This window comes from Pannonibacter indicus (genome assembly GCF_001418225.1).
Classification (GTDB): Bacteria; Pseudomonadota; Alphaproteobacteria; order Rhizobiales; family Stappiaceae; genus Pannonibacter; species Pannonibacter indicus.
In genome coordinates, this window is sequence record NZ_LIPT01000002.1 from 165,308 (window position 1) to 190,506 (window position 25,199).

Sequence of the window (25,199 nt, forward strand, 5' to 3'; positions counted from 1 at the left end):
GAAAGCCCGCCATGAGCGACCTGATCGACGCTGACCTGCCGTTTCTGACGGACCTGCGCCGCGGCCTGCACGCCCACCCGGAGCTGGGCTTCGAGGAGGAGCGCACCAGCGCCATCGTTGCGAATCTGCTGGAAGAAGCGGGGCTGGAGGTGCACAGAGGCCTTGGCGGCACCGGCGTTGTCGGCACCCTGCGCTGCGGCAACGGCCCGCGCAGCATTGGCCTGCGCGCCGACATGGATGCGCTCGCCATGCCGGAAACCGCAGACCGGCCATGGAAGTCCACCGTCCCGGGCAAGATGCACGCCTGCGGCCATGATGGCCACACCACCTTGCTGCTGGGTGCGGCACGGGCGCTGGCCAAGACGCGCAATTTTTCCGGCACGGTGCATTTCATCTTCCAGCCCGCCGAAGAAGGCCTGGGCGGGGCAAAGCGCATGGTGGAGGATGGCCTCTTCCGCCTGTTCCCCTGCGATGCGGTCTATGGCCTGCACAACATGCCGGGGCTGGACCCGGACGAGATGGCCGTTGTGGAAGGCCCGCAGCTTGCCTCGTCCGACAGCTGGCGGGTCACCTTCCGGGGCACCGGCACCCATGGCGCCAAGCCGCATCTGGGCCGCGATCCGATTACTGCCGCTGGAGCTTTCCTCTCCGCCTTGCAAACCATTCCGGGCCGCGTTGTCGATCCGCTGCAGCCTGCCGTCGTCAGCGCCTGCTCCGTTCAGGCCGGAGACCCAAAGGCGCTCAATGTCATTCCGGATCTGGTGGAGATCGGCGGCACGGCCCGCGCCTATTCACCTGACGTGCGCGATCAGCTGGAGGCGGAACTCGGCCGTCTGGCCCAAGGCACAGCGCAGATGTTCGCCATTGCCGCAGATTATACCTACATCCGCCGCATTCCGCCAGTGATCAACCATCCAGACGCAACGCAGCGGGCTCTAGGCGCGGCGCGGGATGTGTTTGGCGAGAAGCTGCGCACCGCCTTCCCGCCCTCCACGGCGGGCGATGATTTCGCTTACTTTGCCGGTGAAGCACCGGGCTGCTATGTCTGGCTCGGCAATGGCCCGGCGGTGGATGGCGCGCTGCATCACAACACGGCCTATGACTTCAACGACGCGGCCATTGGCCCCGGCGTGCGCTTCTGGGTGCGGCTGGTGGAGCGGGAGCTTTCCGGTGAGGCAGCCCATGACTGAAACTCACCCGCCCGCGCTTGAACCTCATGCGTTCTGGCAGGAGTTGCATGCGCCCGGCAGCTTCCCGGTCAACATTGGCCATCGCACCTTCTTCCCGGCAACGCTTCCCGGCGGCGAACAGCTGTGCCTGCCGGTCCGCCCGCTGGCCAATGGGCAGCATGCGCTTGCCTCGCTCATCGTCAATCAGGCGGGCTTTGCCGTTCTGGATGCACTGGCGCAAGGGCTTGCGGAGAGGCTCGCACCTTTCGGTCCCGATGTGGTGGTGGGCCTGCCGACGCTGGGCCTGACACTCGCCTCAGAGACGGCCCGCAGGCTTGGCCACAGCCGCTATGTGCCGCTCGGCACCTCGCGCAAGTTCTGGTACGACGACAGCCTTTCGGTGCCGCTCACCTCCATCACGACGCCGGACCAGATCAAGCGGCTTTATGTAGACCCGCGTATGCTGCCCCTGCTTCAGGGCCGCCGGATCGCGCTGGTTGATGACGTGATTTCCAGCGGCGCTTCCATCCGCGCCGCCCTCGCTCTTCTGGCCAGTCTTGGCCATGTCCCCGTGGTGATCGGCGCCGCCATGCTGCAATCACGCCGCTGGTGCGAGGGCGCAGAAGGCCCGGACCACTGGACCACCCGCACCGTGGGCTGCTTCGAGACACCGATGCTGGAAAAGGGGCCGGACGGGCTGTGGTATGTGCCGCAGAGGTGAGGGGCATATCTGTTTTTCGTCGTGCCATGACTTGATCATGGCATGCATTCCCTGACCTTTCCAATCATGCCGGTTTCAGAAAGGTCCACCCATAAGCTCGCGAGCGTGCGGAGGTGAAACGGCATGGATGCCATGGCCGGGCCATGGCATGAAGGAGGGAATTGGCAGGCCGCCCGTAAAGCAAAAAGGCCGGAGCGTTGCCGCTCCGGCCTTTTCTCATGTCTGCAGGTCCAGCGCCGGTCAGGCGTGGATCGGCTTGGCGAAGGTGGCCATGGCGGCTTCCTTGACGGCTTCCGACATGGTCGGATGCGCGTGGCAGGTGCGGCCGAGGTCTTCCGAGGAGCCACCGAATTCCATCAGAACGGCAGCTTCGTGGATCATCTCGCCGGCGCCGTGGCCAAGGATGTGCACGCCCAGCACGCGGTCCGTCGCAGCATCGGCCAGAACCTTGACGAAGCCTTCGGTGTGGTTCATGGCGCGGGCGCGGCCATTGGCGGTGAAGTTGAACTTGCCGGTCTTGTAGTTGACGCCAGCAGCCTTCAGCTCTTCCTCGGTCTTGCCAACGGAGGCGACTTCCGGCGAGGTATAGACCACACCCGGGATGACGTCATAGTTCACATGGCCAGCCTGACCGGCGAGGATTTCGGCGAGAGCCACGCCCTCGTCTTCGGCCTTGTGGGCGAGCATCGGGCCAACGACCACGTCGCCAATGGCATAGATGCCCGGGACGCTGGTCTGGTAATGGCCGTCAATCTCGACGCGGCCACGGTTGTCCAGCTTGACGCCCGCTTCCTCAAGGCCAAGACCGGCCGTGTAGGGACGGCGGCCAATAGCGACCAGCACAACGTCGGCTTCCAGCACTTCGGCAGCGCCACCGGCGGCCGGTTCAATACTGACGGCAAGGCTTCCGCCCTTCTTCTCAACGCCCGTCACCTTGGACGACAGCTTGAATTCCATGCCCTGTTTGGCAAGGATGCGCTGGAACTGCTTGGAGATCTCCCCGTCCATCGGCCCGAGGATCTTGTCCATGAACTCGACGACAGTCACCTTGGCGCCCAGACGGCCCCAGACGGAGCCAAGCTCCAGACCGATGACGCCGCCGCCGACGACCACCAGGTGACCCGGAACCTTCTCCAGCGTCAGCGCGCCGGTGGAGGAAACGACCGTCTTTTCGTCGATCTCGACGCCCGGCAGCGGCATCACGTCGGAGCCGGTGGCGATGACGATGGATTTGGTTCCGATCTCGGTGACCTTGCCGTCTTCCGCCGTGACGGAGACCTTGCCGGCCGCCAGGATCTTGCCGGTGCCGTGGAAGGCATCGATCTTGTTCTTCTTCAGCAGGAAGCCGACGCCGCCGACATTGGCGTCGATTGTGGCCTGCTTGTGCTGCATCATGGCCGGCAGGTCCAGCGTGGGTGCACCCACCTTGATGCCGAGGCTTTCAAAGCCGTGGCCGGCTTCATGAAACAGCTCGGAGGCATGCAGCAGTGCCTTGGAGGGAATGCAGCCGACGTTCAGGCAGGTGCCGCCATGGGTGGCGCGCTTTTCGACAACGGCGACCTTCAGGCCAAGCTGGGCCGCCTTGATGGCGCAGACATAACCACCGGGGCCGGTGCCGATGACGACGAGATCGTATTGGGACATGAGGTCGCCTCTAGGTTTGCGAAGGGAAATCGTTTGAAGATGCGGCAGCGGCTTCAAGCCGTTGCAGCCTCTGGCGCACGCGCAAGGCAATGGCGCCATGGAGCGCCAGCACAAGGAGGATCGAAACCCCGTGCTGGAGGGGCGTCGTCAGAGGCCAGAGGCCATAGATCGCATAGACGCCCAGGGGAAAGAACAGGGCCACGGCGGTGGCAAGGCCCGGATTGTAGAGGCGCAGGACAAGCCCCTGCGCCACATGCAAGGCTGCGTTGATCAGCAGCAGATAGACCGCAATCAGCCCCCAGCCCGGCGCGATGGAGCGCATGAGCCAGAGTGACAGCGCCACGGCGCCCCACACACCCGCCACGTTGATGATGAACACGGCCCGAGCCGTGAGCACATCATGCCCCCCGCCGATGACATAGTTCACAAAGCGCCGGAAACGGTCGGCATCATGCTCTTCAAGCTGATGCAGCATATAGAAGGGAAGGCTCAGATAGACGAGCTTTTCCGGAAAGGGCCAGGTCTTGGTGAAGACGCTGGTCATGGCCAGCAGGACGAGACCGGCGAGGAAACCGCCGTAGACCCAGTTGGCTTGCAGCCTTTCGAGCGTGCCTCTCATGACCAGCGGCCCTTTTGCAGGCCCGCCGCCGGAGAGCCGGCGGCGGATGAGCTGTGGAGCGCTTAGAGATCCAGCACCAGACGGCGCGGATCTTCCAGGCTTTCCTTGACGCGGACAAGGAAGGTCACGGCTTCCTTGCCGTCAACGATGCGGTGATCGTAGGACAATGCCAGATACATCATCGGACGGATGACGACCTGACCGTTCACGGCCATCGGACGTTCCTGGATCTTGTGCATGCCCAAAATGCCCGACTGCGGGGCATTGAGGATCGGCGAGGACATCAGCGAGCCATAGACGCCGCCGTTGGAGATGGTGAAGGTGCCGCCCTGCATGTCGGCGACGCCGAGCTTGCCGTCACGGGCCTTACGGCCGAGGTTGGCGATTTCCTTCTCGATCTCTGCGATCGACATCTGGTCCGCATCACGCACCACCGGCACGACAAGGCCCTTGTCCGTGCCGACGGCCACACCGATGTGGCAGAAGTTCTTATAGATCACGTCCGTGCCGTCGATCTCGGCGTTCACGGCCGGGATCTCCTTCAGGGCGTGGCAGACGGCCTTGGTGAAGAAGCCCATGAAGCCGAGTTTCACGCCGTGCTTCTTCTCGAACACGTCCTTGTAGGCGCTGCGCAGGTCCATCACCGGGCCCATGTCCACCTCGTTGTAGGTGGTGAGCATGGCGGCGGTGTTCTGGGCATCCTTCAGGCGGCGCGCGATGGTCTGGCGCAGCTTGGTCATGCGCACGCGCTCTTCGCGGGCCTCGTCTTCCACCGGAACGGCGGCGCGTACGGCTGCAGGAGCTGCAGCGGCAGCCGGAGCTGCGGAAACGCCAGCGGCAACAGCTGCCAGCACGTCGCCCTTCAGTACCTGACCGCGCTTGCCGGAACCGGCAACCTGATCAGCCGGCAGGCCGGTTTCGGCCAGCAGCTTCCCGGCAGCCGGGGCCGGGGGCATGGAGGACGGAGCTGCGGGAGCAGCGGCAGGTGCAGCAGCAGCGGGAGCTGCAGCGGCAGGTGCAGCAGCGGCGGCCGGAGCCTCTGCCTTGGCTGCGGGAGCCGCTGCGGCGCCTTCGCCAGCTGCGATGTAGCCGAGGAGAGCGTTGACGCCTACGGTCTCGCCTTCCTTGACGACGATGCTTTCCAGAACGCCGGAAGCGGGAGCGGGAACTTCAACGGTGACCTTGTCGGTCTCCAGTTCCACCAGCGGCTCGTCGGCCTTAATGGCTTCGCCCGGCTTCTTGAACCACTGGGCAATCGTCGCTTCGGACACGGATTCGCCCAGGGTGGGCACGCGGATTTCGGTTGCCATGGTCGCCTTCTCTTAAAAAAATCTGCCTTGGCCAATTCTGTAGACCGGTGGCCCGCCATCCCGGGGATGGCAGGCCGGACCGGATCAGCTTGCGAATGCTTCGTCCAGGAATGCCTGGAGCTGGGCCAGATGCTTGGACATCAGGCCCGTTGCCGTCGAGGCCATGGCGTCGCGGCCGGCATAGCGCGGGCGGCGGCACTTGGCGCCGATCTGGTCGAGCACCCATTCGATGTAGGGTTCGACGAAGAACCAGGCCCCCATGTTCTTGGGCTCTTCCTGACACCAGACCATGTCGGCATTGCGGAAACGGGCCAGTTCCTGGGCGAGGGCCTTCTTCGGGAACGGGTAGATCTGCTCGACACGGAGCAGGTACACGTCGTTGATGCCGCGCTTTTCACGCTCTTCCAGCAGGTCGTAGTAGACCTTGCCGGAGCACATGACGACCCGGCGGATCTTGTCATCCGCGACGAGGCGGGTGGCGCCATCGGGCTGGTACTCGGCATCATCCCACAGCAGGCGGTGGAACGTGGAATCCTCACCCAGCTCGACGAGCTTGGACACCGCACGCTTGTGGCGCAGCAGCGACTTCGGCGTCATCAGGATCAGCGGCTTGCGGATGTCGCGCTTCAGCTGACGGCGCAGGATGTGGAAGTAGTTCGCCGGCGTGGTGCAGTTGGCGACCTGCATGTTGTCTTCCGCGCAGAGCTGGAGGAAACGCTCCAGACGGGCGGAGGAGTGCTCCGGACCCTGACCTTCATAGCCATGCGGCAGAAGGCAGACGAGACCGGACATGCGCAGCCACTTGCGTTCGCCAGAGGAGATGAACTGGTCGAACAGCACCTGGGCACCGTTGGCGAAGTCACCGAACTGGGCTTCCCACATGGTCAGCGCATTAGGCTCTGCCAGCGAGTAGCCGTATTCGAAGCCGAGCACGGCCTCTTCCGAGAGCATCGAGTTGATGACCTCGTAGCGGGCCTGATCCTCGCTGATATGGTTCAGCGGGATGTAACGGCTTTCGTCTTCCTGATCGTAGAGCACGCTGTGGCGCTGGGAGAAGGTGCCGCGTTCGCAGTCCTGGCCGGACAGGCGGACCGGGTGCCCCTCCTTCAGCAGGCTCGCGAAGGCCAGCGCCTCGGCCGTTGCCCAGTCGATGCCCTCACCGGTTTCCATCATGGTCTGACGGTTGGCAAGGAAGCGCGAGATGGTGCGGTGGACGTTGAAGCCCTCCGGCACTTCCGTGAGCTTCTTGCCCAGAGCCTTGAGGTCATCCATGGCAACGCCGGTTGAGCCGCGGCGCGGATCTTCCTCGTCGTCAGCGCGCTTCAGACCGGACCACTTGCCGTCGAGCCAGTCGGCCTTGTTCGGCTTGTAGACCTGGCCTGCCTCGAACTCGGTGTCGAGCTTGGCACGCCAGGCGGCCTTCATGCCCTCAACCTCTTCAGCCGAAACCACGCCTTCCGCAATCAGGCGGTCGGTGTAGAGCTGCAGCGTCGTCGGGTGCTTGCGGATCTTGCGGTACATGATCGGCTGCGTGAACGCAGGCTCATCGCCTTCGTTATGGCCGAAGCGGCGGTAGCAGATCATGTCGATCACGACCGGGCGGCCAAAGGTCTGGCGGAACTCGGTTGCAATCTTGGCAGCATAGACCACGGCTTCCGGATCATCACCGTTGACGTGGAAGATCGGCGCTTCGATGATCTTCGCCACATCAGACGGATAGGGCGAGGAGCGCGAGAAGCGCGGATTGGTGGTGAAGCCGATCTGGTTGTTGATGATGACGTGGATTGAACCGCCCGTGCGGTGGCCGCGCAGGCCCGACAGGCCGAAGCACTCAGCCACGACACCCTGGCCGGCAAAGGCTGCGTCACCATGGATCAGCAGCGGCAGAACCGGAGAACGGTCGATCTGCGCCGTGTCCATCAACCAGCGGCCGTCAACGGCGGAGATCTGGTCCTGCTTGGCGCGGGACTTGCCGAGCACCACCGGATTGACGATTTCCAGATGCGAGGGGTTCGCCGTCAGCGACAGGTGAACATCGTTGCCATCAAAGGAACGGTCGGAAGACGCACCGAGATGATACTTCACGTCGCCCGAGCCTTCCACATCGTCCGGGGCGTAGGAGCCGCCCTTGAACTCGTGGAATACGGCGCGGTGCGGCTTGCCCATCACCTGGGTCAGCACGTTCAGGCGGCCGCGGTGGGCCATGCCGAGAACGATTTCCTTGAGGCCGAGCTGGCCGCCGCGCTTGATGATCTGCTCCAGAGCCGGGATCAGCGCTTCGCCGCCATCAAGGCCGAAGCGCTTGGTGCCGGTGTACTTCACATCAAGGAACTTCTCGAAGCCTTCGGCCTCGACCAGCTTGTTCAGGATGGCGCGCTTGCCCTGCGGGGTGAACTCGACGTGCTTGTCCGGCCCTTCGATGCGCTCCTGGATCCAGGCCTTGGCAGCCGGATCGGAAATGTGCATGAACTCGACGCCGAGAGTCGAGCAATAGGTGCGCTTCAGGATCTCCAGCATCTGGCGCAGGGTGGCATATTCCAGGCCCAGCACGTGATCGATGAAGATCGGACGGTCCCAGTCAGCATCCGTGAAGCCGTAGGACGAGGGGTGCAGCTCCTCGTGATCGCCCGGGGGCGAGAGGCGCAGCGGATCAAGATCGGCATGCAGATGGCCGCGCATGCGGTAGGCGCGGATCATCATCAGCGCACGCACGCTGTCGCGGGTCGCCTGCTGCACTTCGGCATCCGAGAGCGGTTTGCCCTTGGCATCGCCCTTCTGCTTCAGCTTGTCGCCCACGGCCTTTTCGGCCGGAGCCCAGTTGCCGTCACAGGCATTGACGAGATCGCCTTTCGCGGCGAGCGGCCAGTCGGCGCGCTTCCAGGGAGCGCCACGCGCTTCCTTCAGCACATCGGCCTTGTCGTCCTTCAGCGCAGCAAAGAAGTCCTGCCACTCGGTGTCAACCGAGGCGGGGTTCTCCTGATACTGGGCGTAGAGTTCTTCGATATAGGCTGCGTTGGCGCCGTAGAGAAACGACGTCATCGCGAAGACATTGTTCGCGTCCTGCCGAGCCATGCTGCATCAGCGGAGGGTTACTCCGCCCTTATTTTGGCGGACCAGCCGGAGGGCAGGCCCTTGGTTTGCACGTTCGGGCCCGGCCTTGCGGCGCGGACCCCGCTCAAGAGTGCGAACGAGACGGCAACGCCGCGTCCGCTCGGGTGCCCCTTATGCCTTACGATACGTAAACAAACTACGCAGCCAAGACACGTTTCCGGCACTTTGCTGGCGGAAATCCCCCTGGATTACCGCGTGGCCGCCGGGGGCCCGGTGGTTGCCGAAGCGGGGCGCCATGCGCCCCGCCCGGAAATCGTATCAGCCCTTCAGGACTTCGACGAGGGTCTCGCCGAGCTTGGCCGGAGACGGAGAGACGCGGATGCCGGCCGATTCCATGGCGGCAATCTTGTCTTCCGCACCGCCCTTGCCGCCGGAGATCACGGCACCGGCGTGCCCCATCGTGCGCCCCTTGGGAGCCGTGCGGCCCGCAATGAAGCCGGCCATCGGCTTCTTTCGGCCCTTCTTGGCCTCGTCCTTGAGGAACTGGGCTGCATCCTCTTCGGCGGAACCGCCAATTTCACCGATCATGATGATCGACTGGGTGGCGTCGTCGGCCAGGAACATCTCCAGCACGTCGATGAACTCGGTGCCCTTGACCGGGTCACCGCCAATGCCGACAGCCGTCGTCTGGCCGAGGCCGGCTTTGGAGGTCTGGAATACGGCTTCATAGGTAAGCGTGCCGGAGCGCGACACAATACCTACCGAGCCTTTCTTGAAGATGGAGCCCGGCATGATGCCGATCTTGCATTCTTCAGGGGTCAGGATGCCGGGGCAGTTCGGGCCGAGCAGGCGCGACTTGGACTTCTCCAGCTTCGCCTTGACCTTCACCATGTCGGCAACCGGAATGCCTTCCGTGATGCAGACGATGAAGGGAATCTCGGCGTCGATCGCCTCGATGATGGCAGCAGCAGCACCGGCAGGCGGCACGTAGATCACGGAAGCATCAGCGCCTGTGGCATCCTTGGCCTGAGCCACGGATGCATAGATCGGCAGGCTTTCGCCCTTGGAGCCGGTCCACTTCTCACCGCCCTTGGCCGGGTGCACGCCCGCGACCATCTGGGTGCCGTAATAGGCCAGAGCCTGTTCCGTGTGGAACGTGCCGGTCTTGCCGGTCAGGCCCTGGACAATGATCTTGGTGTCCTTGTTGACGAGAATGGACATCAGGCGGCTCCCTTCACGGCAGCGACAATCTTCTGGGCGGCATCGTCCAGATCATCAGCGGCGATCACGTTCAGACCGCTTTCGGCGATGATCTTCTTGCCGAGTTCGACGTTGGTGCCTTCGAGGCGCACCACCAGCGGAACCTTGAGGCCGACTTCCTTCACGGCGGCCAGAACGCCTTCCGCGATGACGTCGCACTTCATGATGCCACCGAAGATGTTGACGAGGATGCCCTCGACCTTCGGGTCAGCCGTGATGATCTTGAAGGCCGCAGCGACCTTCTCCTTGCCTGCGCCACCACCGACGTCACAGAAGTTCGCCGGCTCCTTGCCGTAGAGCTTGATGATGTCCATGGTTGCCATGGCAAGGCCAGCGCCATTGACCATGCAGCCGATGTTGCCGTCGAGGGCAACGTAGGCGAGGTCCCACTTGGAAGCCTCGATTTCCTTGGCGTCCTCTTCGGTCTCGTCGCGCAGGGCAACGATTTCCGGATGACGGAACAGGGCGTTGCCGTCGAAGGAGACCTTGGCGTCGAGAACGCGCACGCGGCCGTTCTTCATAACAATCAGCGGATTGATCTCCAGAAGGCTCATGTCTTTTTCCATGAAGGCCTTGTAGAGGACCGGGAAAAGCTTCATCGCGTCGGCTCGGGCTTCGCCTTCAAGCTTCAGCGCATCGCAGAGCTTGGCAGCGTCGGCATCCGTCACACCGGTGTCCGGATCAATCGGCAGCGTGACGATCTTTTCCGGGGTGTGTTCGGCAACGGCCTCGATGTCCATGCCGCCCTCGGTGGAAACCACAAAGGCCGGGCGGCCAACGGAACGGTCCACGAGGATGGAGAGATACAGCTCGCGCTCGATGTCGGCGCCGTCCTCGATGTAGAGGCGGTTCACCACCTTGCCGGCATCGCCCGTCTGGGCGGTGACGAGGGTGTTGCCGAGCATTTCGCCAGCGTGCTTGACCACCTCTTCCAGCGAGAAGGCGAGACGCACACCGCCCTTGGCATCAGCAGGCAGTTCCTTGAACTTGCCCTTGCCGCGGCCGCCGGCGTGGATCTGGGACTTGACGACCCAGAGCGGGCCAGGGAGCTGCTTTGCAGCCGCTTCGGCTTCAGACGCCGAAAAGATTGCAACGCCCTCGGCAACCGGAGCGCCATATTCCTTCAGGACCGCTTTGGCCTGGTACTCGTGAATGTTCATTCTCTCCCCCGTGTGTTCGGAGAACCGCCGCCGGGGCACCCGGCAGCGGAGGTCATTCCTGTGAGGTTACAACCGGGCTCAGGCGAGCGACGGCTGGATCTTCTTGCAGGCCTCAACCAGACCATTGACGGATGCGACGGACTTGTCGAACATGGCCTTCTCGTCGGCATTCAAGTCGATTTCGATGACGCGCTCGACGCCGCCGGCACCGATCACGACCGGAACGCCAACGTAGGTGTCCTTGAGGCCGTACTGGCCGCTGAGAGCAGCAGCGCAGGGAAGAACGCGCTTTTTGTCCTTGAGGTAGCTTTCAGCCATGGCAATGGCGGAGGAAGCCGGAGCGTAGAAGGCAGAACCGGTCTTGAGCAGGCCGACGATTTCGGCGCCGCCGTCACGGGTGCGCTGGACGATCTGCTCCAGACGCTCGGCCGTGCACCAGCCCATCTTGACCAGATCCGGCAGCGGGATGCCGGCAACCGTAGAGTAGCGGGTCAGCGGCACCATGGTGTCGCCGTGGCCGCCCAGAACGAAGGCCGTGACGTCTTCAACGGAAACGTTGAACTCGTCGGCCAGGAAGTAGCGGAAGCGGGCGCTGTCCAGGACGCCGGCCATGCCGACAACCTTGTGCGCGGGCAGGCCGGAGAACTTCTGCAGGGCCCAGACCATCGCGTCGAGCGGGTTGGTGATGCAGATGACGAAAGCGTCCGGAGCGTGCTTGGCGATGCCCGCACCCACCTGCTCCATGACCTTCAGGTTGATTTCCAGAAGGTCATCGCGGCTCATGCCGGGCTTGCGCGGCACACCGGCGGTGACGATCACCACGTCGGAGCCGGCAATCGCATCGTAGGAGTTGGCACCGGCCAGCTTGGCATCGAAGCCATCCACCGGGGAAGACTCGGCAATGTCGAGCGCCTTGCCCTGCGGCGTGCCCTCGGCGATGTCGAAGAGGACGATGTCCCCGAGTTCCTTGAGACCGGCAAGATGAGCGAGCGTGCCGCCGATCTGACCCGAACCGATCAAAGCAATCTTATTGCGCGCCATATCCGAACGTTTCCCTTTACGTAAGATGGAACTCAATGCCATCCGCCAATGACTGGGGATGGCACTACTCCCTTTGATCCGCTCACGCAAGCCAATCAAAAGAATATTACGCCAGGACACCCGAAGATTCTGGCGTCCCTTGCGCGCTTACGTGCATGACCTATACGGAATGCATATCAACGCGTGCATGGCTTCTGTTGTCTCCGGACAGGTAAGCCTCGGACCTCATCTCGATGAGACGGGACACTGTCCGGTCGAATTCGAACATCTCTGCCCCGCTTGGCGCCCTGTAGAGGCCATCGGGTTCAACCTCTGCGGTGACCACCGTCTTCACCCCGTTGTCATAGAGAGCATCTATGAGGTTGATGAAGCGCTTGGCCTCGTTGCGGCGGGTCTGGTCCATCGCAGGCACATCCTCGATGAAGACCGTATCATAGGTATGGGCGATGCGCAGATAGTCCGCTGCACCCAGCGGTTTTGCGCAGAGATCTGCGAAAGTGAAGCGGGCCACGCCGTTGGCGGCGCGCGGCACGTCAATATGCCGGCCCTTCATGTCCAGCTGCTGGCGCTCTTCCGGAAAGCCGTTTGTGAGCTTCGCCCAGATGCCGTCCGCAGCCGCTTTTGCCGCCTCGCCAAGCGGGCTGATATAGACCTCGGCGCCGCCCAGTTTCTCCATCCGGTAGTCGGTTGGCGAATCGAGCATCAGCACCTCGACCTGTTTCTGCAGCAGGTTGATGAAGGGCATGAAGAGCTGCCGGTTGAGCCCGTCCTTGTAAAGATCGCCGGGTGCAACATTCGACGTTGCAACCATAACAACCCCTCTTGCGAAGAGCTGTGTGAACAGCCGGCCAAGGATCATGGCATCGGCAATATCGGTCACGGAGAACTCGTCAAAGCACAGGAGGCGGGTCTCGGCGGCGATCTGGTCAGCCACCGGGGGAATGGGATCATCCCCTTTCACTTCGCCCCTTTTCAGAGCCTCACGCCAGGCAAAAATGCGCTCATGCGTCTCGGCCATGAATTCATGGAAATGCACCCGGCGCTTGCGGCGGATAACCGTCACCTCCATGAAGAGGTCCATCAACATGGTCTTGCCACGCCCGACACCGCCCCAGATGTAGAGGCCATGCACGGCGGCCCACATCTCGTTCTTCTTGCGCGCAAACAGCCAGCCCAGTGCGCTCTTCTTCGAGGCGAGGCGGACTTCCGCAAGGCGGGTATTCAGGGAATCGAGCTTGCGGACGACTTCCACCTGGGCGTCGTCACGGGCAATTGCACCGGATGCAACCAGCGCGTCGTACCTGCTGGCCAGTGCGGTTGCAACCGGAAGATCCATGTTCATCGTCGGCTTCAATGTAGGCTCTCCGCCTGCACCGAATGGCCTTCCGCCTTCCTGTACGGTCTGCCAGACGGGCATCTGCTGCACGACTGCGCACAAGCGCATACAATTTTCCGCTGCTGCGATACGGACAAAGCCACGTCGGCGCAAGCCCCTTCTCCAGCCGGCGCGCGATTTTTAGCACAAGACGGGCACCCAAACGTAAAGCTTCTTCGTCAATTGCAAGAGGAAAGCGGCAAAAGCGCGGCCTTTCCCGGACCCGGCGCCTCCGCAACACAACCATCAGAGGCGCCGGCAGGAAGGTGTATCCCGCGGGATTGCAATCGGCACAGTTTCAGGAAAAATGCGGCCAGACGGCTGGTTGGCGGGCACACGTTGACCGCTCAGCTGCGGGAGACGGCTGGCAGACAGAGTACAGCAATGCGCAGCCGCTCAGACATGCGGCTGCATTCGGATGCTCAGTTTTCCAATGCTCACGTATCACGCCTTGAAATTGCTCAAGCGCCGCACGGGCTCAACCAGCTTACGTGGCATCAAGCTCATCGTGAGCTGGTATCCGTCACCAAGGAACGGCAGGCCGTCACAGGCGCACGAAACGGGATTTGCGGCCGTTCTGCCTTTCGTGAAGGCACAGCAGGCGGCCCGCAAGCTCGCGCCCGGCCGGGCTGGCCAGATCAGCCGGTTTGCCGCGGCCATCTGCAATCAGCCAGATGTTGCCGGGCGTCACCATGTCGGCCATGGCGGCTGTTCCCGCCGCAAGGCCGAGCTTCTCTGCGATCCGGGTGACATCCGGTCCATCCGGATGGCTGAGCCGTTGAAGATCCCGGTGCAGCGCGCCCAGATCGCCCGTATCCAGAATGAAAGTCTGAACCTTGCCGCCCGCCAGCACCGCCAGCCGGTAGAGGCCCGGAAGCGCAGGCACAAGGCGGCTGTTGCAGGGGGTTTCAGTCACGATGCCGATCCCGGTCCATTCCGCACGAACGGTCAGATTGACCGGCTCCCGCATTTCGCGGGCATACCGCCGCAACTGATCAAGGTTTTCCTGATGACGTCCGGAGCGCGAGGGCCCGGCATTTTCGGCAGCAGCCGAGGTGCCGGAAATACGCAGACGGCGGAAGACGACCAGATCCCGGCGCAGATCCGTATGATCGACCCGCCAGCCAGCGTCGAGCCAGGCATTCTGATGCACCAGGCTGCCGCCGGAATTGGCCCACCAGGTCCGGTGCTCCCGGGCACTCATTGGCAGGCTAACGCCGAGGATCATCTCCAGTTCGTCAAGCTTCGCAGCCCAGACGACTTCGTCCAGACGGGCCAGATGTTCACGCAGCGGGTCGTATTTTGCCATGGGCCAGCAGCATCCGATAGTTACACCCCGGCACACTTACCCGTTTCCCGTGAAATTTCCGGGAAACGGGTTTTGGGGTGCAAGTCCGTATGCGCTCAGGCGTTTCCGGCTTCAGCGGGAGAGAGATACCGGCATGCCGCCCACGGTCTGGCCGTTGAAGCGCTCGCCGCCTGCGCCATAGAGCTGGGCCACTGTGGCGCCGGTTCCATCCTTGAGCACGACCTGCTTGCCGCTCAGGTCCCAGGCGGCAATACCGGCGAGCGTGCTGTCATTGCAGCCGCGGGTGTTGGCGCGGTAGCCGCCCGACCAGGTGGTCAGGGTCATGAACAGCATGCAATTGGAGCTGCCGGAGGCAATCTTCCAGCCGCCGAGCATGTCATTGCGTCCCACTTCCGCGGCGCCTGCGGGCGGCGTGACCGAAGCCATGGCACCGGGCGCAGCCGTGCCTGGCTGCGGCGCACCCAGCGGCTGGCCCATGGGCTGGCCGGGCTGCGGCCCGGACATTGACGGATCGCTCATCACCACGCCCGGCGCAGGCGTGAGCGGCTGCAGCTGACCACCGGCCACCGGCGTCGTCGGGGAAGCGGGCAGCGGCGCCGGAGCCCGGCCGCCATCCATGCCCAGCCGCGAACAGCCGGCCACACCAACGGCAAATGCCAGAACCGCGATCGTTGCAACTCGTGTCATGTCGAATCAGTCCTTCCTGCCCCACAGGGACGTTTAGTCTAACCGCAAGGGCGAAAAATTTCTTCCCCCGCTATGCCCCAATTCACCGTATGGGGCAAACGTGATTGATCCGGACGCCATTCCGCGTCATATATGGTCCAAGTCTATGGAGGACCCAAGGGCGGCGAGTCACTTCACCGAAGGACCGCTGGAATGCCGCACCTTAACAACAATGGCAGCACCAATGGGCGTATCCGCCTCTTGGGCAGCGCAGACAAACACCTCTTCCGTGATCATCTCCTGCGTCTGGACCCAGAGACCCGCCGCAGCCGCTTTGCCATGCTCGCCAGCGACAGCTTTCTGCGGGCCTATGTGGAAACCAGCTTCGCGCTTGATACAGTCATTTACGGCTATTTCGAGGACGGCGTGCTGCGCGGCACGGCAGAATTGCGCCCCGTCGGCAGCGCTGCGGCTGCAGAAGCCGCCTTTTGCGTGGAAGAAGGCTGGCGCGGCATGGGGCTGGGCACCGAACTGATGGAACTGCTGCTGATTGCCGCCAGAGCGCGCGACTGCCAGCATATCTACATGAACTGCCTGGCCACCAACCGCTCCATGCAGGCCCTCGCCCGCAAGTTCTCCGCCGATCTAAGGTTCGAATGCGGCGACGTGGTGGGACATCTTCTGCCGCAGTCCGCCGGCATCCCGCCTGCCGATCCGCTTGGCAACTGGAGCCGCTTTGCCTTCGGCATGGCCCGCAAGGTCTTTGGCCTTACCTCCCACGCCCGGGCCGCAGAAGGCTGACTGTCCGATCCTGCAAAAACAAAGCCAATAAAAACAAAGCCCATAAAAACAAAGAAGGGCCGCGATGGCGGCCCTTCCGTGAGATCGGCTGACCTCGTGTCCGGATCAGATCCCGGCAAAACCTCGCGCTGCCAGAGGCTGCTCCAGCACCGTTCCGTTCCGCCCAGGCATCGGGGTCAGGCTCGGGGTCTCACTCGACATGGGCTCACCTCCTTTCAACAGTTGCAGACAGGATGAGCTTAACGCGCAACTCCGCAAGCGCAAGATCAATTGCCCGTGAATGCCGCTGCGACGAACGCACGCAAGCCCCTGAATTTATTCACCCTCTTCCAGATGCCGTCACAATTTTGCAGATTCTGTGCCGCCAGAGGCAACCAAATGGCGGACCGCTGCGTTCCAGTCCGCATGAAACCCGGTGCACGATGGCGGCAAATTTGGGCGAAGATCGCCACAGATCATCCCCAGATCCGCCATCAGGATCCTGCACTCTGGCTTGTCCAACAGGGAGGCTGCGATGCAACGGCAATTGCATAAGGCCGGCAGGCTGACACATTTAGTTGCATGTCCGCATGCCGGTCATGAGCTGGCTAAATCTGTGGAGACCCCTCATACGGCAGGACCTTTCAGGGTTGAGGATGGGCGGCCGGGGGGCTATGCCTCCCCCACCATGCCCGTGCCAGGCTGGCTTTGCCGCTCTGTTGCACCCGGACTGTCTGCATCTGGACGATCACGGGCACGGCGCACCGGCTGCAGGCCAAGAGGCCTGACCGGAGCCTTGCGCGCAAGTCCGGCCGGAGATGTCCGGCCGTCCAAGCCCCACGCCCCTCACCCGGGCCGCAGGGACAGCCGCGACCGCCGGACAGCAATTTGCCGCCCGTGCCACTGCGCGGCGTTGCACAGCTTTCATGCCCGGTTCGAGGCCCCGTGCCGCTCCGGGGTGGCATTTCGATCAACTGTCCAGCGGGGAGCCTGAAGCGCTTGACCTTCCATCCGACCCCTCAGTTGCCGGCTCAGGCCGTGCAAAGACCACGAGACATTCGCCTTGATGTGTTTCGTGGCCTTGGCATGTTCATCATCTTCATCTCCCATCTGCCGCAGAGCTGGTGGGCGAACTGGATTCCGGCGCGCTTCGGCTTTTCCGACGCCACGGAGATCTTCGTGTTCTGCTCCGGCATGGCCTCGGCCATTGCCTTCGGCAAGATCTTCGACCAGAGCGGCATGCTGATGGGCACTGCCCGCATCGGCCACCGCATGTGGCAGGTCTACTGGGCGCATATCTGCCAGTTCCTGGTGATCGCCGCAGGCCTTGCCGCGCTCATGAACAGCGGCTATCTGGAGCGCTGCTGCGGGCTCAAGGAAGATTACGTTCAGGCTCTGAACCTGCGCTATTTCTTCAATGATCCGGTGGGCAACCTGCCGGGCCTGCTCAGCCTCACCTATGTGCCGAACTACTTCGACATCCTGCCGATGTATGTGGCGCTGCTCGCCATGGTTCCGGTGATGATGTTCATCGCCGCCAAGAGCCGCATTGCCTTCTTTGCCGCGGTGATCGGCATGTGGGTTGCCGCCACCCTGCATCTGGTCAGCTTTCCGGCCGAGCCCTGGTCGAACCGCCAGTGGTTCTTCAACCCCTTCGCCTGGCAGCTGGTGTTCTTCACCGGTTTTGCCTTCATGAAGGGCTGGATTCCGGCGCCCCCCGTTGACCGGCGCCTTGTCTGGCTGGCGGTTGCGCTGGTTCTGGCCAGCATCCCCTTCACCAATTTCCGGATCTACGAGGCTGTGCCGGGCTTCCAGGCACTGCGCGAGGCCTCAAAGCCGCTCTGGATCAAGACCGACTTCGGCATCCTGCGTTATGTCCACTTCCTGGCGCTGGCCTATATTGCCTATGTGGCAGTTGGCCCCAATGGCGTGCGCCTGCATGCCGGGGGGCGCATTACCGGCCCGGTGGTGGCGGTGCTGCGCAAGGTGGGACAGCAGTCGCTGCCGGTGTTCCTCGCCAGCCTTCCCATCGCCCAGGCCACGGCGATCCTGCGCGACATGGCAGGCGGGCGCGGTGACTGGCTGATCCAGGCCATCTCCAACATTGCAGGCCTCACCGCCATTGCTGCGGTCGCCTATATCGCTGCCTGGTTCAAGAGCCAGCCCTGGCGCAAGGTGCCCAAGCCTGCTCCGGCACCGCTACCGGCCAAGCCCTCTGTTGCGGCTCCGTCCGGCCGGACTGCAGTTCCCGTCTACGGGCCGCCGGCGCGGCCGGCGCGGCCGGCGCGGACACCGGGCGCCCTGCCGCAAGGTGCCTGAACACGCCAGCCAGATCTATTGAAACGCGAAAGGCGCAGCTGCACGGGCTGCGCCTTTTCTCTATTCTGGCCTGGCGGCTGCCGGTCAGTGAACTGACAGCATGGTCAGGTGGTGCTCATAAGCATTGGCGATGGCCGCCTCGCGGCTGTCGGCCACGATGATCGGCGTGCCGTCCGCGTTGAGCAGCGCCCACAGGCGCAGGCCCCGGGCGATGTGCGCTGCGCCGGGAAAGAGCCGGGCAAGATCATCGGAACTTATCTGGCGCAGATAACCCACCTGTCCGGCGCCGAGCCGTGCGAACAGCTCCGGCGTCAGCTCATGCGGGCCTATTGCGCGTTCATTGGTGTCGCGCGTCATGGCATTGTCTCCTTGATTGGGCGGCAGATCCTGCCCCCTTGAAAGTCAGTCCCTTGCAGTGATCTCAATCCGGCGCACCACGCGTTCGGGCTCCGGACGGACAAGATCGATCGACAAAAGCCCATCCTTGAGATCGGCTCCGAGGATTTCGATGCCCTCCGCCAGCACGAAGGCGCGCTGGAACTGGCGGGCAGCGATGCCGCGATGCAGATACTGCCGGGACTTGTCTTCGGACTGGCGCCCGCGAATCACCAGCTGGCGCTCCTCCACGGAGACATCGAGCTGATCACGGGTGAAGCCTGCCACGGCCAGCGTGATGCGAATGACTTCGCCATGCTCGTCCGACTTGGGAAGGCGTTCGATATTATAGGGTGGATAGCCGTCGTTGGCGGCTTTTGACACCCGGTCGAGAACCCGTTCAATGTCGTCAAAGCCGAGCATGAACGGGCTTGAAAACGCTGACATTCGCGTCATCGTCAAAGTCCTCTACAAAGCGACCTTGAGAACCGGACCCTCTCTTGAGGCATCCGGAGCCGGGGTGCCAATCACCCCGTTTGTCCTCAATATGGCGGCTGGCGGCAGCAGTTTCAAGCAAGGGGCAGCAGCGCCCTGCACAGGGGAGACCAAATATGGCTAACAAAAAGGCTCATGAAGAGCACATCGGCGAGGAAGCGTCCGGCCGGGCCACCAGAGCAAGCTACGACAGCTTCTGCGCCTCGCTGTCCGCCACCACCCACGTCATTCAATGGGAAGGGGCGTCCGTCTGGAAGGTCGGCGGCAAGATCTTCGCCATCTGGTCTGACTGGAAGGGCACGCCCGCTGTCAGCTTCAAATGCTCGGACATGGCCTATCAGATGCTGAGCGAACAGCCCGGCCTTGCCCCCGCCCCCTATCTCGCCCGCGCCAAATGGATCCAGCTGCATGAGCTTGGTGCCCTGAGCGAGGCGGACCTCTTCGCCTATATCCGCGCCGCCCACAGCCTCGTTGCCGCCAAGCTTACCCGCAAGCTGCGGCAGGAACTGGGACTGGGACTGGGACTGGGACTGGGATGAGGTTCAGGATCTTGGCATCCGAGCAAAGCCCTTGCCGAGGATGGGGCCCGTAGGCCTGCCGGTTGGAGAGCCGCCAGCCGGTTCGAAGGTGATCTCATACAGCTGTTCTTCCTGCGGTTCGGGCAGGCCAGACAGAGACAGCGTTGCCCCCCTGAGCGCATTGAGCACCCCCATGGAGACCGGTGCACCCGCCTGCTGCGGCAATGTCCAGACCTCCAGCGACTGTCCATCCGGCACCGCGATATCGGCCAGCGGCACCACTCTGGCAGAGTCGCCGCCAAAATCCTCGATCATCACGACCGGATTGCCGCCAGCATCCATCAAAACGGCAATGACTTGCGGCGTCTGCTGGCGCAGGAGAACAGACGTCAGCCCGGCCGTCAGCAACAGGCAAGCCGCCATGCCCGCCAGAGCCAGCCGCTTCCACCGGCCTGCAGCTGGTGCCAGCAGATTGTCATTTGCAGGTGGCGGGGCCTTCTCTGCTCCGCCGGCCGCCTGCGGCTGGCCGTCCAGCTCCGCCTCGATTTTCTGCCAAAGACCGGCGGAAACCTCAGCGGCTGGCCCTGCCAGATCCAGTTCCAGAAACCGGTCCTGCGCCATGCCGGTCAGCCGTGCAAGCTCCGGTTCCGTTTCCAGCCGGAGTGCAAAGGCCCGCCGCTCTTCATCATCCATCAGCCCAAGGACATAGGCGTCGGCCATCTCGGCATCTGTCAGGGAGCCGGTCATGTCATGCACTCCCGCAGAGCCAGAAGAGAGCGGCGGATCCAGGCCTTGGCCGTGCCCAGCGGCAGCCGCAGGCGCCCGGCAATTTCCCCGTGGCTGTAACCGGACACATAGGCCATCAGGATCGTCTTGCGGCGCAGGGCATCAAGACGGGACAGGCAGGCCTTCAGCCGGCTGGAGGTATCGAGTTCGTCGAACAGGTCCGTGTAGAGCGTCTCGTCTCCATCCTCGCGCAGCTGGTCAAGGCTTTCGGCGGATGCCAGTTCCTCCCGGCCCGCATCGCGCAGGGCATTGAGCGCCCGGCTGCGGACGATCGTGTAAAGCCAGCCCCGCGCGCTGCCACGGGCAGGATCATATTGCCCGGCCTTGCGCCAGATCTGCAGGAATGCCTCCTGAACAATTTCTTCGGCAAGGTCATGGCGGCGCAGGATGCGCAAGGCAATGGTGACCATGCGCGCAGCTTCGCTTTCGTAGATCGCGGCAAGGCCATCCCTGCTGCCTTCCGCACAGGCCTTCAAGGCCTGTTCCAGCCGCTGCTGCGGGTCCTGCATGCAATTTTCCCTCTGTTGCCGATGCGAGAGTATCCCGGCCCCCCCCGTGGCAAGCCTTTCCTTGCGGGCGATCCTGCCTCATCAACACGTGAGCGGCGCAAATGGATGCGAAAAAATTCCGGCTCCCTGCATCCAATGCCCGGCTCTCCCGTGTCTGGAAACTGTACGGCACTGAAAGGCCGTGCATCCCGAAGATTGAGGAGATGCAGATGACCATGATCCGACTTGTGACCCTTGCTGCGGTTTCCACCCTGGCAATCAGCGGCGCGCAGGCCGCGCAGGTGGCCGGACTTGCCGGTGACAACACGCTGGTGCTGTTCGACACGGCCAATCCGGGCCAGACCCGCACGCTGGACATCACAGGCGCCGGACGCCTTGCAGGCATCGACTTCCGCCCGGCCAATCAGGCGCTGACCGGCGTGACGGCAGAAAATGTAATCGTCACCATCGATCTGGAGACCGGCAAAGCCACGGAAGTGGCGAAGATGGACATTCCGCTGACGATGGGCGAGATGCCGGTTATCGTGAACTTCAACCCTGCTGCCGACCGGCTGCGCTACATGACAGGCACGGTGAACCACCGCGTTCATCCCGATACGGGCGCTGTTACCGTTGATGGCAGCCTCGCTTATGAGGAGGGCAGCATGCACAAGGGCGAAACGCCGGATATCGCTGCTGCTGCCTACACCAACTCACGCGGCAAGCCGGAAAAGACGGCCATGTACAACATCGACGCCACCCTTGGCGCGCTGGTGCAGCAGACCAAGCCCAATGACGGAACGTTGAAGGAAGTCGGCAAGCTGGGCCTCGAAGGCAAGCCCGCGACCTATGCCTTCGACATTGAAGCAACGGCCGATGGCCAGAACACGGCCTGGCTTGTGGCGGACAATGTGCTCTACACGGTTGACCTGATGACCGGCGCCGCAACAAAGGCCGGCGAGATCACCGGCCTCAGCCAGCCCCTGCGGGCCATCTCCATCCAGCCTGCGATGTAATCCACTCCCGCTTGCGGCTGGCGGCAGGTGCCGCTGGCCGCAAGCTCGGCTTGCCTCCCCCTTGGACAATCCGTCCAATCCCTTTCAGCTTCAGGATGTGGTCAAGCGCTGTATCTGGACTTTTACGGACGCGCTCATGTTCACACCCTTGCTTGACTGGCTCGACGCCAGTCCCCGCCGGTGGCATTTGTTCAATGTCATTCAGGCGGCTCTTCTTCTGGCCCTTGCCGGGCAGGTCTTCACCATCATTGCCATGGCTGTTCTGGCAGGACTTGCCTTTCTGTCCTGGAGAGCAGGTCTCGCCAGGCTCCGCAGCCTTCGGACGGTGCATGCCTATGATGTGGTTCTGGCCATCATGCCCCAGACCGCAGCGCTCACTGTCGCTGCAATCGGCTTATGGCTGACAACGCTGCCTGGCATGAAGCTGCCGGGCCTCGCCATCTTCGCGTTCCACGCCGTCATCGCTGCATGGTGGGCCTGCGACCTCGAAAACCCGGAACACATGGAGGTTGCAGCCCCGCGCCGGGTGGAGGTGCTGTAATGGATTTTCCAATCTTTCATCTGGACATGATGGGCAACCGGCTGCTGATTGCGGTCATTGCCATCTTGCATGTGATCATCAACCATGGGCTCGCAGTGGGTATGATGCCGCTGGTTGCCGCCATGGAATGGTATGGCGCCAGGAAAAAGGACGAGCGCTGGGACAAGCTGGCCCACCGCATTCTCTTCTTCGCCTTCCTCATCACCACAACGGTAGGGGCGCTGACAGGTGTCGGTATCTGGCTGTCGGTGTCGCTGGTCAATCCCTATTCGATCGCCAGCCTGATCCGGGTCTTCTTCTGGGGCTGGTTCATCGAGTGGCTGGTGTTCATCACCGAAGTGGTGCTCATCCTCGCCTATTTCCTGACATGGAAGAAGTGGACCGGGGCCCGCAAGGCCGCGCACATCCGGCTTGGTTTTGCTCTGGCCATTTTCTCCTGGATCACAATGGCGATCATCGTCTCGATCCTTGGCTTCATGATGGATCCCGGCAACTGGCTGAGCGGCAACAGCCTGTGGAACGGCTTCACCAATCCGGTCTACCTGCCGCAGCTGGCCTTCCGTACGGCGCTTGCCATGGCCTTTGCCGCCGTGATCGCGCTGGTGCTGATCCTGTTCTTCACCAGCCGTCATGACCCATTCCGTTATCAGGCGGTTCGGGCGGTGTCGCTTTTCGGCGTCATGGCAGCGCCTTTCGTCGTCATCGGGGGATACTGGTACTATACCGCCGTGCCCGCCGCGATGCTCGACAATCTGGCAACATCCCTGCTGACGCTGCAATTCGAGGATTGGCAGAGCACCCTCCTTTGGGGCATGGCGCTGGTTGCCGGGTCCGTTCTGCTGGTGGCTCAACTCGGCGTCCTGCGTCCGCACTATATACCGCGCCTGTTGCTGATGGTCCCTCTCCTCGGCATTGTCTGGCTGACCGGTCATTTCGAGCGCGTGCGCGAGTTCATCCGCAAGCCCTATGTCATCGGTCAGTACATGTATGCCAATGGCCTGAGGGTGGAGGACTATCCGCTCTACAAGGAAAAGGGGCTGCTCGCCTTCGCCACCTACAGTCATCCACTGACGGAAGAGGAACGATCTGCCATCCCTGCCGGGACAGAGGTTGCGGACATTCAGGCAGGCAAAGACGTCTTCATGATCGCCTGTTCGCGCTGCCACACCGGCAACGGCGTCAACGGCATCCGCGCCCACATGGAACGCATGTTCCCCGGCCAGGAATGGACCCCGGATCTGACCGGCGGCTACATGGCCTTCATGCATGAGGCACGGCCCTACATGCCGCCCTTCCCCGGTACGGATACGGAACTCGCCCAGCTCGCAGGATACATTGCCCTGATGCAGCACTCGCCCATCACGATTGAAGGCGCCCAGCACAGCGGCGTCGTCACGGTCAACAGAGATGCCATGCAAGCCGTTGCCGCCGCGCCGGAGGACAAGCCGCAATGAACTCCCAAACCCCTGTCCCTCACGGCATTCCACTGCCGCTGCCGGCACCGGAATGGGTTCTGGTTGCCGTGCTCGTTGGCTTCTTCCTGATGCACATCTTCTTCATCACCATGATGGTGGGCGGAACGTTCATGACGCTGGTGTATCAGGTGAAGGGGCTGAAGGAGAGCAAGTGGGAAGCTCTGGCCCATGATCTGGCAGCAACCATCACCGTGAACAAGTCCATAGCCGTGGTGCTTGGCGTTGGGCCTTTGCTGGCCATCAACACGCTCTACACGGTGTATTTCTACTCCGCAAATGCGCTGACCGGTGACTTCTGGATCATGATCATCCCGCTGGTCGCCGGGGCCTTCCTGCTGACCTATGCCCACAAGTATCTCTGGGGAAGGCTGCCGGTCTGGCTGCATCTGGGACTGATTTCAATTGTGGTGGCGGTCTTCGCCTTCGTGCCGCTGATTTTCCTGACCAATGTCAACCTGATGCTCTATCCGGAGCGCTGGCCGGAGGTGAAGGGTTTCTTCGACGCCCTCATGCTGCCGAACGTCTGGCCGCGGTACTTTCACTTCATCCTGTCCTGCCCGGCCATGGCTGGCCTGATGGTCGTATGGATGTACCGCCGACGCGACCAGGAGGAGCTTGCTTCCCATGGCCTTGACCGGGCAGAGATGGTCCGGCTGGGCTACCGCTGGCTGTTGTGGCCGACAGCCGCTCAGTTCCTTGTGGGCCCCTGGGCCATGCTGACCCTGCCGGAAGTTCCGGGCCCTACGGGCATGGCAACGGCCATCTTCCTCGCCTCGATGGTGGTCGCGCTTTTTCTCTGCGTTACGGTCTATGCGGAAATCCGCCGGCCGGATACCACGACGGGAAATGGATTTGGTTCGGTGGCAATCTCAATGCTGGCCATCATGATCATGATGGGCGCGGGACGGCACATGTACCGCGAGGCAGCGATTGATGATCATCAGGCGCTCGTGCAGCAGAAGACGGAGACATTCCGTGCCCTTTCAGAAGACGCCCGCAAGCGGGCGCTTCAGAATGACACAGGCAACTGATCTGCTCCAGGGACAGGCTCCTGCGGGAATGCTCCATAAAATAGTCCGTA

Annotated in this window: 23 protein-coding genes; 9 read left to right on the forward strand and 14 right to left on the reverse strand. The window is 62.8% G+C overall.

All coding sequences use genetic code 11. The annotated features are described in order from the left end of the window. Nucleotides 1–11 precede the first annotated feature (11 nt). Nucleotides 12–1,190, forward strand: a complete 1,179-nt coding sequence (locus ASC48_RS03705; RefSeq protein ID WP_055454463.1) for a M20 aminoacylase family protein — start codon at nucleotides 12–14, stop codon at nucleotides 1,188–1,190. Then, a complete protein-coding gene (locus ASC48_RS03710) occupies nucleotides 1,183–1,890 on the forward strand; it encodes a phosphoribosyltransferase (RefSeq protein WP_055454464.1) in 708 nt (235 codons plus the stop codon). The genes ASC48_RS03705 and ASC48_RS03710 overlap by 8 nt, the downstream gene beginning before the upstream one ends. A 240-nt stretch (nucleotides 1,891–2,130) precedes the next feature. Here ASC48_RS03710 and lpdA read toward each other — a convergent pair whose 3' ends face one another. From lpdA to ASC48_RS03760, 10 genes are all read right to left on the reverse strand, one after another. Then, nucleotides 2,131–3,534 carry a dihydrolipoyl dehydrogenase gene (lpdA, locus tag ASC48_RS03715; protein WP_055454465.1) on the reverse strand — a complete coding sequence of 468 codons (1,404 nt, stop codon included), beginning with the start codon at nucleotides 3,532–3,534 and terminating at the stop codon, nucleotides 2,131–2,133. Between the two features lie 10 nt (nucleotides 3,535–3,544). After that, complete coding sequence (locus tag ASC48_RS03720) at nucleotides 3,545–4,153, reverse strand: HXXEE domain-containing protein (RefSeq protein ID WP_055454466.1); 609 nt, start codon at nucleotides 4,151–4,153, stop codon at nucleotides 3,545–3,547. Between the two features lie 62 nt (nucleotides 4,154–4,215). Then, nucleotides 4,216–5,463 carry a 2-oxoglutarate dehydrogenase complex dihydrolipoyllysine-residue succinyltransferase gene (gene odhB, locus ASC48_RS03725; RefSeq protein ID WP_055454467.1) on the reverse strand — a complete coding sequence of 416 codons (1,248 nt, stop codon included), beginning with the start codon at nucleotides 5,461–5,463 and terminating at the stop codon, nucleotides 4,216–4,218. Nucleotides 5,464–5,547: 84 nt separating this feature from the next. Continuing rightward, complete coding sequence (locus tag ASC48_RS03730; RefSeq protein ID WP_055454468.1) at nucleotides 5,548–8,535, reverse strand: 2-oxoglutarate dehydrogenase E1 component; 2,988 nt, start codon at nucleotides 8,533–8,535, stop codon at nucleotides 5,548–5,550. A 297-nt stretch (nucleotides 8,536–8,832) separates the two neighbouring features. Then, entirely contained in the window at nucleotides 8,833–9,735 is a 903-nt protein-coding gene (gene sucD, locus ASC48_RS03735; RefSeq protein WP_055454469.1) for a succinate--CoA ligase subunit alpha, read from the reverse strand. Beyond that, on the reverse strand, nucleotides 9,735–10,934 hold the full coding sequence (sucC, locus tag ASC48_RS03740; protein ID WP_055454470.1) for an ADP-forming succinate--CoA ligase subunit beta: 1,200 nt from the start codon (nucleotides 10,932–10,934) through the stop codon (nucleotides 9,735–9,737). Before sucC ends, sucD begins: the two co-directional genes overlap by 1 nt. Before the next feature lie 78 nt (nucleotides 10,935–11,012). Then, nucleotides 11,013–11,975 (reverse strand): malate dehydrogenase, encoded by a 963-nt coding sequence (gene mdh / locus ASC48_RS03745; RefSeq protein WP_055454471.1) that lies wholly within the window; start codon nucleotides 11,973–11,975, stop codon nucleotides 11,013–11,015. 160 nt (nucleotides 11,976–12,135) lie between these two features. Next, on the reverse strand, nucleotides 12,136–13,317 hold the full coding sequence (gene zapE / locus ASC48_RS03750; protein WP_055454472.1) for a cell division protein ZapE: 1,182 nt from the start codon (nucleotides 13,315–13,317) through the stop codon (nucleotides 12,136–12,138). A gap of 577 nt (nucleotides 13,318–13,894) precedes the next feature. Next, nucleotides 13,895–14,659, reverse strand: a complete 765-nt coding sequence (locus ASC48_RS03755) for a DUF7662 domain-containing protein (RefSeq protein WP_055454473.1) — start codon at nucleotides 14,657–14,659, stop codon at nucleotides 13,895–13,897. A gap of 111 nt (nucleotides 14,660–14,770) precedes the next feature. After that, entirely contained in the window at nucleotides 14,771–15,346 is a 576-nt protein-coding gene (locus ASC48_RS03760) for a protease inhibitor Inh/omp19 family protein (protein WP_055454474.1), read from the reverse strand. A 192-nt stretch (nucleotides 15,347–15,538) separates the two neighbouring features. Between ASC48_RS03760 and ASC48_RS03765 the strand changes: the two genes are divergently transcribed. Both ASC48_RS03765 and ASC48_RS03770 read left to right on the forward strand, forming a co-directional pair. Next, nucleotides 15,539–16,126, forward strand: a complete 588-nt coding sequence (locus ASC48_RS03765; RefSeq protein ID WP_055454475.1) for a GNAT family N-acetyltransferase — start codon at nucleotides 15,539–15,541, stop codon at nucleotides 16,124–16,126. Nucleotides 16,127–17,143: 1,017 nt separating this feature from the next. Then, a complete protein-coding gene (locus ASC48_RS03770) occupies nucleotides 17,144–18,424 on the forward strand; it encodes an OpgC family protein (RefSeq protein WP_279626031.1) in 1,281 nt (426 codons plus the stop codon). An 84-nt stretch (nucleotides 18,425–18,508) separates the two neighbouring features. On the opposite strand, the gene ASC48_RS03775 is transcribed toward ASC48_RS03770, so the two are convergent. Both ASC48_RS03775 and ASC48_RS03780 read right to left on the reverse strand, forming a co-directional pair. Continuing rightward, a complete protein-coding gene (locus tag ASC48_RS03775) occupies nucleotides 18,509–18,781 on the reverse strand; it encodes a BQ00720 family protein (RefSeq protein ID WP_055454476.1) in 273 nt (90 codons plus the stop codon). A gap of 45 nt (nucleotides 18,782–18,826) precedes the next feature. Further along, on the reverse strand, nucleotides 18,827–19,255 hold the full coding sequence (locus ASC48_RS03780) for an Hsp20 family protein (protein ID WP_050473386.1): 429 nt from the start codon (nucleotides 19,253–19,255) through the stop codon (nucleotides 18,827–18,829). 155 nt (nucleotides 19,256–19,410) lie between these two features. Between ASC48_RS03780 and ASC48_RS03785 the strand changes: the two genes are divergently transcribed. Further along, nucleotides 19,411–19,833, forward strand: a complete 423-nt coding sequence (locus tag ASC48_RS03785) for an MmcQ/YjbR family DNA-binding protein (protein WP_055454477.1) — start codon at nucleotides 19,411–19,413, stop codon at nucleotides 19,831–19,833. Nucleotides 19,834–19,836: 3 nt separating this feature from the next. Here ASC48_RS03785 and ASC48_RS03790 read toward each other — a convergent pair whose 3' ends face one another. Both ASC48_RS03790 and ASC48_RS03795 read right to left on the reverse strand, forming a co-directional pair. After that, entirely contained in the window at nucleotides 19,837–20,559 is a 723-nt protein-coding gene (locus tag ASC48_RS03790) for an anti-sigma factor (RefSeq protein WP_055454478.1), read from the reverse strand. Beyond that, nucleotides 20,556–21,107 (reverse strand): sigma-70 family RNA polymerase sigma factor, encoded by a 552-nt coding sequence (locus ASC48_RS03795; protein ID WP_055454479.1) that lies wholly within the window; start codon nucleotides 21,105–21,107, stop codon nucleotides 20,556–20,558. The genes ASC48_RS03790 and ASC48_RS03795 overlap by 4 nt, the downstream gene beginning before the upstream one ends. Nucleotides 21,108–21,316: 209 nt before the next feature. Here ASC48_RS03795 and ASC48_RS03800 point away from each other — a divergent pair, with 209 nt between their 5' ends. The 4 genes from ASC48_RS03800 (at nucleotide 21,317) to ASC48_RS03815 (ending at nucleotide 25,149) form a co-directional block, all read left to right on the forward strand. Then, nucleotides 21,317–22,102, forward strand: coding sequence for a DUF4394 domain-containing protein (locus tag ASC48_RS03800; protein WP_055454820.1), 786 nt, complete (start codon nucleotides 21,317–21,319; stop codon nucleotides 22,100–22,102). Between the two features lie 136 nt (nucleotides 22,103–22,238). Next, nucleotides 22,239–22,643, forward strand: coding sequence for a hypothetical protein (locus tag ASC48_RS19650; protein ID WP_167345109.1), 405 nt, complete (start codon nucleotides 22,239–22,241; stop codon nucleotides 22,641–22,643). Further along, a complete protein-coding gene (locus tag ASC48_RS03810) occupies nucleotides 22,643–24,097 on the forward strand; it encodes a c-type cytochrome (RefSeq protein ID WP_055454481.1) in 1,455 nt (484 codons plus the stop codon). The genes ASC48_RS19650 and ASC48_RS03810 overlap by 1 nt, the downstream gene beginning before the upstream one ends. Next, nucleotides 24,094–25,149 carry a hypothetical protein gene (locus tag ASC48_RS03815; RefSeq protein ID WP_055454482.1) on the forward strand — a complete coding sequence of 352 codons (1,056 nt, stop codon included), beginning with the start codon at nucleotides 24,094–24,096 and terminating at the stop codon, nucleotides 25,147–25,149. The genes ASC48_RS03810 and ASC48_RS03815 overlap by 4 nt, the downstream gene beginning before the upstream one ends. Nucleotides 25,150–25,199 lie beyond the last annotated feature (50 nt).